General features: G+C 61.0%; 11 protein-coding genes and 1 pseudogene. 4 read left to right on the forward strand and 8 right to left on the reverse strand.

The window, feature by feature from the left end; all coding sequences use genetic code 11:
- Window positions 1-146: 146 nt before the first annotated feature.
- The 3 genes and pseudogenes from J0663_RS02275 to J0663_RS02285 all read right to left on the reverse strand — a co-directional run bounded on the left by J0663_RS02275 (window position 147) and on the right by J0663_RS02285 (window position 2,914).
- A pseudogene (locus J0663_RS02275) lies at window positions 147-462 on the reverse strand (GFA family protein).
- A gap of 10 nt (window positions 463-472) precedes the next feature.
- Window positions 473-1,510 carry an L-threonine 3-dehydrogenase gene (gene tdh, locus J0663_RS02280; protein ID WP_207242863.1) on the reverse strand — a complete coding sequence of 346 codons (1,038 nt, stop codon included), beginning with the start codon at window positions 1,508-1,510 and terminating at the stop codon, window positions 473-475.
- A 216-nt stretch (window positions 1,511-1,726) separates the two neighbouring features.
- Window positions 1,727-2,914, reverse strand: a complete 1,188-nt coding sequence (locus J0663_RS02285; protein WP_207242864.1) for a glycine C-acetyltransferase — start codon at window positions 2,912-2,914, stop codon at window positions 1,727-1,729.
- A 181-nt stretch (window positions 2,915-3,095) separates the two neighbouring features.
- Between J0663_RS02285 and J0663_RS02290 the strand changes: the two genes are divergently transcribed.
- Together J0663_RS02290 and J0663_RS02295 are read left to right on the forward strand one after the other, a co-directional pair.
- The gene (locus J0663_RS02290) at window positions 3,096-3,338 is read left to right on the forward strand and encodes a type II toxin-antitoxin system VapB family antitoxin (RefSeq protein ID WP_207242865.1); all 243 of its coding nucleotides are present in this window, start codon (window positions 3,096-3,098) and stop codon (window positions 3,336-3,338) included.
- Entirely contained in the window at window positions 3,338-3,760 is a 423-nt protein-coding gene (locus J0663_RS02295; protein ID WP_207242866.1) for a type II toxin-antitoxin system VapC family toxin, read from the forward strand. The genes J0663_RS02290 and J0663_RS02295 overlap by 1 nt, the downstream gene beginning before the upstream one ends.
- 41 nt (window positions 3,761-3,801) lie before the next feature.
- Here J0663_RS02295 and recQ read toward each other — a convergent pair whose 3' ends face one another.
- Together recQ and dnaG are read right to left on the reverse strand one after the other, a co-directional pair.
- Entirely contained in the window at window positions 3,802-5,667 is a 1,866-nt protein-coding gene (gene recQ, locus J0663_RS02300) for a DNA helicase RecQ (RefSeq protein ID WP_207242867.1), read from the reverse strand.
- Complete coding sequence (gene dnaG, locus J0663_RS02305) at window positions 5,667-7,661, reverse strand: DNA primase (RefSeq protein WP_207242868.1); 1,995 nt, start codon at window positions 7,659-7,661, stop codon at window positions 5,667-5,669. Before dnaG ends, recQ begins: the two co-directional genes overlap by 1 nt.
- Window positions 7,662-8,329: 668 nt before the next feature.
- On the opposite strand from dnaG, the gene J0663_RS02310 reads away from it, so the two are divergent.
- Entirely contained in the window at window positions 8,330-9,220 is an 891-nt protein-coding gene (locus J0663_RS02310) for a hypothetical protein (protein ID WP_207242869.1), read from the forward strand.
- A 4-nt stretch (window positions 9,221-9,224) separates the two neighbouring features.
- Here J0663_RS02310 and J0663_RS02315 read toward each other — a convergent pair whose 3' ends face one another.
- Window positions 9,225-9,677 carry a GatB/YqeY domain-containing protein gene (locus J0663_RS02315; RefSeq protein WP_207242870.1) on the reverse strand — a complete coding sequence of 151 codons (453 nt, stop codon included), beginning with the start codon at window positions 9,675-9,677 and terminating at the stop codon, window positions 9,225-9,227.
- 267 nt (window positions 9,678-9,944) lie between these two features.
- On the opposite strand from J0663_RS02315, the gene carA reads away from it, so the two are divergent.
- Window positions 9,945-11,150: a glutamine-hydrolyzing carbamoyl-phosphate synthase small subunit gene (carA, locus tag J0663_RS02320; protein ID WP_207242871.1), complete on the forward strand. Its 1,206-nt coding sequence runs from the start codon at window positions 9,945-9,947 to the stop codon at window positions 11,148-11,150.
- A gap of 343 nt (window positions 11,151-11,493) precedes the next feature.
- On the opposite strand, the gene J0663_RS02325 is transcribed toward carA, so the two are convergent.
- Entirely contained in the window at window positions 11,494-13,230 is a 1,737-nt protein-coding gene (locus J0663_RS02325; RefSeq protein WP_207242872.1) for an adenylate/guanylate cyclase domain-containing protein, read from the reverse strand.
- Between the two features lie 123 nt (window positions 13,231-13,353).
- Complete coding sequence (locus J0663_RS02330; RefSeq protein ID WP_207242873.1) at window positions 13,354-13,863, reverse strand: DEAD/DEAH box helicase family protein; 510 nt, start codon at window positions 13,861-13,863, stop codon at window positions 13,354-13,356.
- Between the last annotated feature and the right edge of the window lie 12 nt (window positions 13,864-13,875).

Here is a 13,875-nt window from a genome sequence, read left to right on the forward strand (position 1 = left end):
GCGGCTGCGATTGCGAACCTTATTTAAGAAGCGGCGAACAAAAGACAAGGGTGGCAAGGATTTTGCCCGCCGCGCCCGTTGTTTCGACCTTTTGCCCGGTTGCGGCGGCGGCATGCCGCCCTCTTTCCGGGCAAATATCGGACGGACTAACGCGACGCGCCGTCGTAGGCCGTCACCTTCAACGCGCCGAGGTCGAGCGCCGGAAGGCAGCGCAGGTTGATCGAGGCCATCGCCGATCCATCAGGGGCGACGCCTTCACCAAAGGGCGCGATGCCGCAATTGGCGCAAAAGTGATGGCGAATGACATGCCTGTTGAAAGTATAGGTCGAGATATTTTCTTCGGGCGTCTTCAGTACCGCCCCGTCTGCGGCAGAGTGAACAGTTGCAATCGAGCGCTTCGGTGAATTCGCCTTCGACCTCGAAGGCGACGTTGCCGCAATGGCAGCTTCCTTCATAGAGCATGTGGTCTCCCTTACATCCAGTCCATCACGACCTTGCCCGAATTGCCCGACCGCATCGCCTCGAAACCGTCGCGGAAATCGTCGATCTTGATGCGATGGGTAATAATGGGCGAAAGATCGAGGCCGCCCTGAACGAAGGCGATCATTTTGTACCAGGTTTCGAACATCTCGCGGCCATAGATGCCCTTGAGATTGAGCATTTTGAAGATCACCTTGTTCCAGTCGATCTCGAAACCCGCCGGCGCGATGCCGAGAATGGCGATCTTGCCGCCATTGTTCATCTTGTCGATCATGTCGCGGAAGGCCGGCGCCGCGCCCGACATTTCGAGCCCGACGTCGAATCCCTCCGTCATGCCGATCGCCTTCATCACGTCGGCAAGGTTTTCCTTGGATGCATCGACGACGTGGTCGATGCCGAGCTTGCGCGCCAGCGCCAGCCGGTGCGGATTGATATCGGTGATGACGACCTTGCGGGCGCCAGACCGCTTGGCGACCAGCGCCCCCATGATGCCGATCGGCCCGGCGCCGGTGACGAGCACGTCCTCACCAACGAGATCGAAGGAGAGTGCGGTATGCACGGCATTGCCGAACGGATCGAAGATCGCGGCGATCTCGTCGGAAATATCATCCGGGATCGGAACGACATTGCTTTCGGGAATGCAGACAAACTCGCCGAAGGAACCTGGCCGGTTGACGCCGACGCCGAGCGTATTGCGGCAGAGATGCCCTCTGCCCGCCCGGCAATTGCGGCACTTGCCGCAGACGATATGGCCTTCGCCGGAGACCCGCTCGCCGACATGGTAGCGCGTGACCGCCGAACCGATCTCGGCAATCTCGCCGGAGAATTCATGGCCGACTACCATCGGCACGGGAATGGTCTTCTGTGCCCACTGGTCCCAGTTCCAGATATGCACGTCGGTGCCGCAGATCGCCGATTTCTTCACCCGGATCAGCACATCGTTCGGCCCCACTTCCGGCACCGGCACATTCTCCATCCAGAGCCCGACTTCCGGCTTCGACTTCACCAGCGCCTTCATCATGTTCGACATTCAACTATCCCACCTTTGCTTGGCGCAGACTTCGCTATTCCCTCTTCTCCCCAGCGGGGAGAAGGTGCCCGTAGGGCGGATGAGGGGGCCACACGGCACACCGCTCAAATCCAATATTGTTTCTCGCTTACCGCTCGAAACCTCGCTTCGCTCACCCCCTCATCTGTCCTGACGGACATCTTCTCCCCACTGGGGAGAAGAGGAAGCAAGCCCCGCTCAAATCACACCCAATTCCCGCCCTGCCTCGGCAAAGGCGGCGACCGCCCGCTCCACATCGGCCTTAGAATGTGCCGCCGACATTTGCGTGCGGATGCGGGCCTGGCCCTTCGGCACGACGGGGAAGGAGAAGCCGATCACATAGATCCCCTTCTTCAGCATCAGGCTTGCCATGTCCTGCGCCAGCTTGGCGTCACCCAGCATGACCGGGATGATTGGATGCCCCTCGCCGGCGAGCTTGAAGCCGAGCTTGGTCATCTCGCTGCGGAAGAGATCGGCATTGTCGGAAAGGCGCTTGCGCAAGGCATCGCCGTTTTCGATGAGATCGAACACCTTGAGCGAGGCGGCGGCGATCACGGGCGCCAACGTATTCGAAAACAGGTAGGGCCGCGAGCGCTGCCGGAGCCATTCGACGATCTCGGCCTTTGCCGAGGTATAACCGCCGGAAGCACCGCCGAGCGCCTTGCCGAGCGTGCCGGTGATGATGTCGACGCGCCCTTCGACGCCGCAATGTTCCGGCGAACCGCGGCCGTTCCTGCCGACAAAGCCGACCGCATGGCTGTCGTCGACCATGACCATCGCGCTATATTTTTCGGCGAGATCGCACACCCCTTGCAGATTGGCGATGATGCCATCCATCGAGAAGACGCCGTCGGTGGCAATCAGCTTGAAACGGCTGCCTTCGGCTTTTTTCAGCTCTTCTTCCAGCGCCGCCATCTCATTATTGGCGTAGCGGAAGCGCTTTGCCTTGGAGAGGCGCACGCCATCGATGATCGAAGCGTGGTTCAAGGCGTCCGAAATGATCGCATCCTCTTCACCAAGCAGCGTCTCGAACAGGCCGCCATTGGCGTCGAAGCAGGAAGAATAGAGGATCGTGTCTTCCATGCCGAGGAAGGCGGAAATGCGCGCTTCAAGCTGCTTGTGCTCCTCCTGCGTGCCGCAGATGAAGCGCACCGAGGCCATGCCGTAACCGTAGCGGTCGAGCGCCCTCCTGCCGGCCTCGGCCAGCTCCTCATTGTCGGCGAGGCCGAGATAGTTGTTGGCGCAGAAATTCAGCACCCGCTCGCCGGAAACAACGGCGATTTCGCCTGATTGCTTCGAGGTGATGACGCGTTCGGACTTGTAAAGGCCGGCATCCCTAAGAGAGGCAAGCTCAGCTTGCAGGTGGGAGAGAAATGCTTTTGTCATTGTAAACGCCCCTTTTTCCCCAAACGTCCTCCGATGGGCGCTGCAATTAACACAAAGCAAGTGCAGATGTCGCCGATCCGGTACGAAATATTTTCAGAAGGGTCCGCAGCGAGAGAAGCAGCGAGAGAAATTCAAATGAATATTCAAAAATGATATCTGTATATGCAGAAGGAATATCAACATGGCGCTTTACATTCGAGACCCTGAAGTAGACGAGCTTGCGAATGAGCTGCAGCGACTGACCAAGGCTGCGACAAAAACCGACGCCGTGCGAACGGCCCTTCATCATGAGCTGACGCGCGCGCGGCAAAGCCGTCCACTGCATGAACGCCTTGCGCGCGCAAAATCGCTGGCGGATGCGATGGGAGCAAACGACCCGTCATTCGACATGAAGAAATTCAGCGACGAAATGTGGGATACCTGATGTTTATCGACGCATCGGCGATCGTCGCCATTCTTGCGCGAGAGCCCGGCCATGAAGAACTGGAGAAGTCTCTGGCGGCCTCGGGCGATCCCATCACGCACATCTCGCCGCTAGTCCGCTTCGAGGCAATCCAGGCGCTCGCACGCCAGAAGACGCCGACGGGCAGGAAAACCACACCCGACCTTCTAAGGGCATCAGCCGAGGCGGTCGACGCATTCGCCGAAGATCTGGGTCTCGAAGAGATTTCGATTTCGCAGGAGATCGGCGAAGATGCACTGTCTGCAAGCAGGAGCTATGGAAAAGTCATTGGTCATCGGGCAGACCTGAATTTCGGCGATTGCTTTGCATATGCTTGCGCCAAAGCGTTGAAAACGCGCCTTCTCTACAAAGGCAACGATTTCCACCACACAGACCTCGCCTGACCAACAGCTCCAGGATCGGGACCGTCGCCAATCTCCGCGGACTACCGGTCGTGCGAGAGAATGATCTCAAGGAAGGCATCGCCGTAGCGCTCGAGCTTCGACTGGCCGACGCCTGATATGCCGAGCAGTTCCTTGCGGCTGCGCGGCCGTTCCGTGGCGAAGGCAATAAGGGTCGTATCGGGAAAGACGACATAGGGCGGCACGCCGAGCGATTTCGCGATCGACATGCGCTCGGCCCTGAGCGCTTCGAAGAGCGTGCCGTCGGCGCCGGACAAGCCGGATTTGCGCTCGCTGCGCTCGGCTTTCTTCGTGCGACGCTCCGACGCCGGGCGGTCCTTGCGGAAGAAGACCTGCCGCTCGTGCTTGAACACGGCGCGCGCCTCCGGCTCCAGCTTCAGTGCGCCATAGGCTCCGTGATCGAGGCGGATTAATCCCATGGCGAGCAGCTGGCGATAGACGGATTGCCATGTGCGCGCCGGAATATCCTTGCCGGCGCCGAAGACCGGCATGTCGATATGCCCGAAACGCTCGGTCTTCTCGTTGACGTTGCCGACCAGCACGTCGATGACGTGGCCGGCGCCGAACCGTTCGCCGGTGCGATAGACGGCGGCGAGCGCCTTGATCGCCGCCTCCGTGCCCTCCCAGGTCTCGACCGGCTTCAGGCAGGTGTCGCAATTGCCGCATTGGCCGGCATGCGCCTCGCCGAAATGGGCAAGGATCGCCTGCCGGCGGCAGGAGGCGGTTTCGCAGATCGCCAGCAAGGCGTTGAGCTTGGCGCGCTCCACCCGCTTAATCTCATCGGCGGCATTGCCCTCATCGATCATCCGGCGGCGCTGGATGACGTCGGCCATGCCATAGGCCATCCAGACCTCGGACGGCAGGCCGTCACGACCGGCACGCCCGGTCTCCTGATAATAGGCCTCCACCGAACCCGGCAGGTCGAGATGGGCGACATAACGCACGTTCGGCTTGTCGATGCCCATGCCGAAGGCGACGGTTGCGACCAGGCAGAGGTTCTCTTCTTTCAGGAAAGCATCCTGATTGGTGTCGCGCAGCCGCCGGTCCATGCCGGCATGATAGGGCAGAGCGCGGATACCCTGCCCGTTCAGCCACTCGGCCGTATCCTCGACCTTGGCGCGCGACAGGCAATAGACGATGCCGCTGTTGCCCTTATGGCCGGAGAGGAACCGCAGGAGCTGCTGGCGCGCCTGGTCGCGCTCGACGATCTCATAGGCGATGTTCGGGCGATCGAAGCTGGTGGTGAAGATTTCGGCATCGTTGAGCCCCAGCCGCTCGACGATATCGTCGCGCGTGTGCGGATCGGCCGTTGCCGTCAGCGCTATTCTGGGCACACCGGCATATTGCTCGCCGAGGCGGCCGAGCTCGCGGTATTCCGGCCGAAAGTCATGACCCCATTGCGAGACGCAATGCGCCTCGTCGATCGCAAACAGCGCGATCTTCTCATGGGCGATGAGCTCGCGGAACCCGTCGGTCAGGATCCGCTCGGGCGTCACGTAGAGAAGGTCGAGCTTTCCCGCCGACAGCGTGCGGCGAACCTCGACGAACTCTTCGCGCGACAGCGAAGAATTCAGCGCCGCGGCCCTGATGCCGAGCTGCTTCATCGCCTCCACCTGGTCGCGCATCAAGGCGATCAGCGGCGAAACGACGATGCCGACGCCCTCCCGGCAGAGCGCCGGGATCTGGAAACACAGCGATTTGCCCGCTCCAGTCGGAAACAACACCACCGCATCGCCGCCGGACACGACGTGCTCGACCACCTGCTGTTGTTTGCCGCGGAAGGAGGAATAGCCATAGATCTGCTTCAGCACATCGAGCGGCGCGCGGCCGGCCGAAAACAGCGCGTCGGCAGCGGAAAACCCCGGTTCATCGCGTTCGCTGAGCGGCATCAGTGGTTCGCCGCCCCTTTGACGCGGCCGGAGAGCACGCCGAAGCCGTCGATGATCGCCTCCTGATTTTCGAGGCGCACCCCTTCGAAATGCACTTCCTGCTGTGCCCGCATCAGCTGGGCTATCGCCTCGCCATCGCCGGCTTCGGTCGCGAGCGCAATCTCGCGCTCGAGCTCGATCTTCTGGCGGCGCAGCGCTTTGGCCCGTTTATGGAAGGCGAGCGCCTGGCGATAACCCTCGCGCGCATCCTCCATCGCCGCCTCCTCGGTCGCCGTCCACAGCCGGGCATTGCGCACCTGCTGGTCGAGGCTCTTGATGAGTGGGCCGAAGCCCTCGAATTCCAGCCGTTCGGTCAGATATTCCCGCGTCAGATGCGGACCGGCGACGGCAGCGGCAGCCCCGAGCATCGCCGACCAGAGCCGCTGCAGCGGCTTGCTGTCATATTCGATCGCGGCGATTTCGTCATAATCGTCGATCATCAGCGACGGATGGTTGACGATCGTCAGCGCCAGCACGCTTTCGCGCAGCGCCGTATTGTCCTGATGGCCGCGCACCAGGCCGGAGCGGGCAAGCCGGTCGGAAATGACGTTCGGGCTTTTCGGCCCTTCCTTGCCGGCATTGCCGCGGCCTGTCCGCCCGTTGAAGCCGCGTCGCTCGCCATTGCCGCGGTTCAGGAACTGCGGTTGGAAGAAGGCATTCAGCCGGTCGCGAATATCCTGCTGGTAGTGGCGGCGCACATTCTCATCGGCGATGACGGCGACGAGCTGTTTCAATCGCGCTTCAAGCTCGGCGCGCGCCTCGGGCGTGTCGAACTTGCCGGTATTGATTTCCCGGCTCCACAGCATTTCCGAAAGCGGCTTTGCCTGGCTCATCACCTTGTCGAAAGCCGCCCGCCCGTCATCGCGCACCAGATCGTCCGGGTCCTTGCCATCCGGCAGCAGCGCGAAGCGGACGGAGCGGCCGGGCTTCAGGTGCGGCAGCGCCAATTCGGCGGCGCGATTGGCGGCGCGAATGCCGGCGCCGTCGCCGTCGAAGCAGAGCACCGGCTGCGGAACCATCTTCCAGAGCAGCTCGAGCTGGTTTTCGGTGAGCGCCGTGCCGAGCGGCGCAACGGCGTTCTCGATCCCCGCCTGATGAAGCGCGATCACGTCCATATAGCCTTCGACGGCGATGATAGTGCCGGCCGCATTGTCATCCTGCGGATCGCCACGGCCCGGCCCCTGGATTGCGCGACGCGCGCGGGCGAAATTGTAAAGGACATTGCCCTTGTGGAAGAGCTCGGTCTCGTTGGAGTTCAGATATTTCGCTGGCGCATCAGCCGACATGGCGCGGCCGCCGAAGGCGATGACCTTCTCCCGCGACGACAGGATCGGAAACATGATGCGGTCGCGGAAGCGATCGTAGGACACTGGCACGTTTTCATGCACAACGAGACCGCAGGCCTCGATCTGCTCCTTGGTGACGCCTTTGCCGGCGAGAAATTCCTTCAGCGCATTGCGGCTGTCGGGTGCATATCCGAGACGGAAGGTCTCGATGGTGCGTCCCGTCAGCCCGCGATCGCGCAGATAGGCGCGCGCCTTTGCGCCATTTGCCGTCTGCAGCTGGTCTTGGAAGAAGGCCGTCGCCATTTCCATGACGTCGATCAGCGAGCCGCGTTCCTTCTCGCGCTTCTCCATGACAGGGTCAGCAAGCGGCATCGGCACACCGGCCATGTCGGCAATCTGCTGCACCGCCTCCGGAAAACTCAGCCCCTCGAGCTCCGTCAGGAAGCGAAAATGGTCGCCGGTTACGCCGCAGCCGAAGCAGTGGTACCGGCCCTTCCTGTCCTCGCAGTGAAAGCTCGGCGATTTCTCGCCGTGGAAGGGGCAGCAGGCCCAGTAGTCGCCACGCGAGACGTTGGTCTTGCGCTTATCCCAGCTGACGCGGCGCGCGATCACGTTCGAAATCGGAACGCGGTCGCGAATCTCATCGAGAAAAGTGTTGGAAAAGCGCATTTATACCTCTTGGCCAACCTCCATATAAGCTGCTTTGCCGCTCCATGCCACGAAACTTGTCGCGAAAACCCGCTATTCACAGGCAAGTGCAGCTGTCGCCGGCGGTGGCGCTTATTCGATCAACAACGCGTTACCGCACCTGCGACAGGGGTGCGACATTATTGTCTTCACCGGTCGAAATTCCACCGCGGCGAGTCCTGCGCCAAGAACCTCGTACTTAGAAGAAGGAGGAATGAAACCGCCGCTAAAACAATTCCTTATCGACTTTGTCAATTGAGCATCATCGTCGTTTGGCCGCCTCCGCGCCCATCGCTTCGAAGCTTCCCCGACCGCCTTTTCCGGCAATCATTATTTTTTTGTAATTTGAACAAGCAGCCAGCCCGCAATAGGTTCGATCTCAACCAAGCGATCCCCGAGCGAAGCACCATCCCTACCCCCGGCGCCGCTTCGCAAGGGTGCCTTTGCAAAGACCCTCCGGTTTGGGCTTCGGCCCTGCGTGCCGGCGGAAGCAAAGAGCAAGAAGGCAGGAGCGCCCCCAGCTCCTGCCTTCTTAATTTTTGGCACGCCCCGAGAGAGTTTCCCCTTTGAAATTAACAGTTTGTTAACAAAGGCGTTGACAGGCCGCGTCGGCATGAAAGATGTATGCGCCGACATCCTGGACCCTTCCAATGGCCTTCACCGCCGACAATCTTGCAGCAGACGATCGCTTTCTGGCCGCTATCCTGCATTGCGCCAATCAGCTGCTTGCGATCTATCGCGAGAGCCCGCGCATCGCCTCGATCTTCGCCGCGCAGCAGCGCTGGCTGATGGCCCATGCGGGCTTCGCGCTTCATTACGGCCATCCCGACGACGGCCAGAACGTCGGCCTCTACTCCGGACGCTTCATCGATTTCGCGGTCAAGAATGACATCGCCAGCCGCAACACGGCTGCGGCCTTCATGCAGGAAATGCTGGCCTATCGCTTCCTGCGGCCGGTCCCCGGTCCCGACAAGCGCACACGCTATCTGGAGCCAACCGAAAGCGCCGAGCAGCATTTCACCCGATGGCTCGTCACCCATATGATGATCCTCGACAGCCTCGACGGGGGTGAACGCGCCAACCGGATCACCGCCGATCCCTCCACGATGATGGCAGCCATTCAGCCGCGGATCGCAAGGGCGATCATTGGCAGCGAAGCCGTTCGCAGTCCCGGGCCTACTTTCAACCTCTTCAACTGGGCGAATTCCGGCGGGCTGGTGATGGATTATCTAATCTCGCGCCTTCCGGATTTTTCCCGAACGGCCGAACGCGTCGTTCTCGGTCCCCTGTCGCTCAGGGAGCTCCGCGAACAATTCATGATATCCAATACGCACCTGAAGCGGCTTCTGACGCAGGCAACAATCATGGAAAGCGTCGGCTGGACCGAGCCTGCCCGTAGGGGCGACTTCTGGCTGTCGGGCCGCTTCATCTGCGAATACCGGAATTATCAGGCGGCGAAATTCGCCATTGTCGACGCCGCCGCCGAGGCGGTGCTCGGGCCTGCGGTCCAGGACGAACCGCAGGCAAGACGGGTCATTTGAGCGATCAGTTCAAGAGTTCCTTGACGGTCGCCGATGCCTTGGCGAAATCCATCTGGCCGGCATAACGCTCCTTGAGCGCCGCCATCACCTTGCCCATGTCCTTGACGCCGGCCGCACCAGTCTCCGCGATGATTGCCGAGATGTTGGCGCGCACTTCGCCGTCGGAAAGCTGCTTTGGCATGAAATCCTGGATGACGGTGATTTCCGCACGCTCCTTGGCGGCAAGCTCCGGCCGGGAATTCTCCTCGTAGATCTTTGCCGATTCGTCGCGCTGCTTCACCATCTTGGCGAGGATCTGCAGGATCTCGTCGTCGCTCGCCTGCTCCTTGCCGGTGCCGCGATTGGCAATGTCGCGGTCCTTGATCGCGGCCTGAATCAGCCGAACGGTCGACAGCCGCTCCGCATCCTTGGCCTTCATCGCCTCTTTCAGCTGGGTGGCGAGTTGATCGCGCAGCATGTCTTCACTCCTTTTTTGATGCCGCTTCATAAACCACGCCGATGCGGGGGATCAAATAAATTGCGCGATCGGCGCGATAAAGCGCAGGAAAACGGCGGCAATCCAGGCTACAAAGATTGACGCTAGGCAATTGCGTGGCTATTTACCGCCACCTGCACCAAAATTCGTGATCAGGCCAGAAGCGCGCGCCATTGCAGTGCCTAGACGCCTGGGAGATCAAATGGCGACGCGCGCGGCAACGCGCCGGCTGCCGGAAACGGGATAAAGATGACCGCGACAGCACCCTGGACAATTGAAAAGCCGACCGCCCTGCTCGTCCTTGCCGACGGCACGGTGATCGAAGGCAAGGGCATAGGCGCCACCGGCAAGGTGCAGGCCGAGGTAGTCTTCAACACGGCGCTGACCGGTTACGAGGAGATCCTGACGGACCCTTCCTACCTCGGGCAGATCGTCACCTTCACCTTTCCCCATATCGGCAATATCGGCACCAATGATGAAGACATCGAGGATCTGACGCCTGCCGCCCGCCACGGCGCCGTCGGCGTCATCTTCAAGGCTGACATCACCGAACCCTCGAACTACCGCGCCGCCAAGCACCTCGACCAGTGGCTGAAGGCGCGTGGCGTCATCGGCCTCTGCGGCATCGATACCCGTGCGCTGACCGCCTGGATCCGCGAGAACGGCGCTCCCAACGCGGTGATCGCCCACGATCCGAACGGCGTCTTCGACATCGAGGCGCTGAAGGCCGAAGCCAAGGCCTGGAGCGGCCTCGAAGGTCTCGACCTCGCCAAGATCGCCTCATCGGGCCAGTCCTCGCAATGGACCGAAACGCCGTGGGTCTGGAACCAGGGCTATGGCGAACTCGGCGCGGCGGATGCGAAATACCACGTCGTCTGCCTCGATTACGGCGTCAAGCGCAACATCCTGCGCCTGTTTGCCGGCCTCGACTGCAAGGTGACCGTCGTGCCGGCGACAACGAGCGCCGAAGACGTTCTCGCCATGCAGCCGGACGGCATCTTCCTGTCGAATGGCCCGGGCGATCCGGCGGCAACCGGCGAATATGCCGTGCCTGTCATCAAGACGCTTGTGAAGACGGATATCCCGGTCTTCGGCATCTGCCTCGGCCATCAGATGCTGGGGCTGGCGCTCGGCGCCAAGACCGAGAAGATGCATCAGGGCCATCACGGCGCCAACCATCCGGTCAAGGATCACACGACCGGTAAGGTCGAGATCGTCTCGATGAACCACGGCTTCGCGATCGACTCGAAATCGCTGCCGGATGGCGTTGAAGAGACTCACATTTCGCTTTTCGACGGCACCAATTGCGGCCTGCGAGTCCTTGGCAAGCAGGTCTTCTCGGTCCAGCACCATCCGGAAGCCTCCCCCGGCCCGCAGGACAGCCACTACCTCTTCCGCCGCTTCATCAACATGGTGCGCGAGAAGAAAGGCGAACCGGCGCTCGCCGAACGCTGATTTCAAGACGTGTGGTTTCGCAAGGCTCCTTAAGCCGGCGCCCACCAACTTGATCTGGTCTCTCTTGAATTTTGGGAGGCAGCAAGGAGGGGAAGGACCGCTATTTGCGTAAGCGGTCTTTTTTCGTTGTAGAAGGATAACGCTGCTTTGCGACCTCCAGCCAGCCGTTCCGGCGGCTATGCCTAATCCCCGAAGGCAAACGTTGGGCTCGGGCCTTCTCGACATCCGATCTGGGGTGGAGAGCGGCCACTCGCCAAGGTGGATGGGGACGACTCGAGCATGGAGCGGAAGTGCTGGCGAACGGCTTCGGACTTCGGGCTTCGGGAGACTTGCCAAACGCGGTTCATTCCGGAAGCCCCGCTAGGCGATAGCCAGCCACGATATGCTGGCGCACGTCTTCCGCCGGGAAAGGCTGCGATGCCGACCAGTGCCGGGTGGTGAAGTGCGGGTTGCTTATCATGAACATTTTCGCCTCCCAGCGCGCCTCCTCCAAGCGGCCAAGCTGCGCCAGGCTCGCTGCCAGCAGGCGTCGTGAAGTCGTGCGATAAGTTTCGGGCCTGCGCAGCGTTTGGACCGCTGATTTGTAGTCGCCGATGGAATATTGAGCCTGGCCCAACATCCAGTAATACCAACCGGGCGGGTGAGGATTGAGCCGGAGCGCCTTCCGCACCTGCTCAATGGCTTCCGCAGGCCGCCCGTTTTCGGTCGTCAGTTCAGCCTGCATCGCCCATGCGTCGGCGTGGTTGGGGTCCAGCCTGTGGGCGGCGTTAAATTCGGCATCCGAATCCGCCCAGCGGCTCTCGTGGCCCAATATTACGCCCAATACCCAGCGATTCCCTGCATCGTTCGGATCGAGTTCTACCGCGCGCTGTGCTTCGGCAAGGGCTTTTGCGCGGTTGGGATCCATCGGTTCGTCCCAGAACTCCCAGCCCAGCCAGAGGTTCAGTGCCAGCCAACGGTGCGCCTCCGCGTAATCCGGATCGAGTTCGATTGCCCGGTTCAGCAGGAAAATAGCTTCCTTCGCGGTGAGCGCCGTTTGCAGGCCAAGGGCCCGCGCGCGTACACAGAGGTCGTAGGCTTCCAGGTTGCTTGGTCTGTTGCGCGCCGGCGCGGCGATCAGGCGGCCCACCAAAGCTTCGACAATTTTGCCGGTCACCTCGTCCTGAACAGCGAAGATATCTTCAAGGCTCCGGTCGAATCGTTCGGCCCAAAGATGGTCACCCGCGATCGCGTCGATCAGTTGGGCATTTATACGCACCCGTCCCGCTGCCCGCCGTGCACTCCCTTCAAGAAGATGGCGCACTCCCAACTCGCGCGCGACGCGACGCACATCCATATGCCTGCCCTTGTAGGCAAACACCGAGTTGCTGGCGATGACAAACAACTCACTGGTTCTCGACAGATCCGTGATCAGGTCTTCGGTGAGGCCATCGACAAATGCCTCCTGCTCCGGATCGTTGCTCATGTTCGTAAATGGGAGGACGGCGATGGAGGGCTTGGTGGGGAGGGGCAGCGGCGCTTTGTCCGCCGGCACGCCACCTTCCGATGCGGCCGACAACCGAATCCGGTAGACGGACACCGGTTCGGCGACGTTTTTGATCGATTGCGGACCAAGTTCGTCGAAGCCGCAATCAAGCTTCCGCTTGACCTGGTCGTAGATGCCGCCGGAGACACAGATATCTCCTGCCCCGGCCATCGCCTGAAGTCGCACGGCGACAACGACGCCATCGCCGAACAGATCGCCGGCCTCGACAACGACGTCACCCAGATTAATGCCGATATGAAGGTTGATTTGCCGGTCGGCAGGCATACCCTCGTTGGCGGCCGCCATCCGCTTCTGGAGTTCGACGGCGCATAACACAGCGTTCACAGAACTTCCGAACTCCACGAGAACGCCATCACCCATCACCTTTACGACACGGCCTTGGCGGTCGCGGACCAGCGGTTCAAGGATCTCCTTTCGCCGCCCCCTTAACGCGGCCAGTGTTCCCTGCTCGTCCTGGTCCAGAAGTCGACTGTAACCCACCACGTCGGCCGCCAATATGGCGGCAAGACGGCGCTGGGCCCGTTCTTCGGACATTTCACATTGCCTTCCTAGAACGCAGAGATCGGATTGTAAGACGACTATTTCAAAAGTCTATCGCGACTTCGAGGTTCCTGCGTTTGGGATTGCTCCGAAGAAGGTCCTCAATAGTTTCAGGCGTCAGGTGAGTTGAGCGAGGATGTCGTCGACAACACTTTGGACGGTACCCGTGGTGTCGATATCGATGCCGATGGGAAGATATTCCCGGGTATGATGGTAACGGAGCACCAGCGCTCGCTCGGCCGGCTCGAAGCCCGGCTCATTTGGCCGCCCATCCAACCGCCGGTTCAAGGTCTCAACGTCGATATCGAGCACGAAAACCTTGTCGAAAAGCTCCAGGAATTTGTGGAAATTGCGCGAGCCGCCACAGAAAAAGGTGGCAGGATGGCTGGTGTCGGCAGCAATAGCGCGGACCTTGTCGACACGCCAGATCCAGTGGGCGTATCCCCAAACGATGCGGTCCGCGCCTTTGGGTGGTCCTGCGAGTGCCTGGCCCGTCTCGGGGTCGCCGACATAGGCCAAGACCCGATCACCATGGACGACATGGTAGCCCCGCCGCTCCAATTCGGTCGCGACAGACGTTTTCCCAGTGCCGGAACCGCCTTCGATGAGATAGTTCTTGATTCCCATAGGCACCACCTA

This window comes from Rhizobium lentis (assembly GCF_017352135.1).
In the GTDB taxonomy this organism is placed as follows: Bacteria; Pseudomonadota; Alphaproteobacteria; order Rhizobiales; family Rhizobiaceae; genus Rhizobium; species Rhizobium lentis.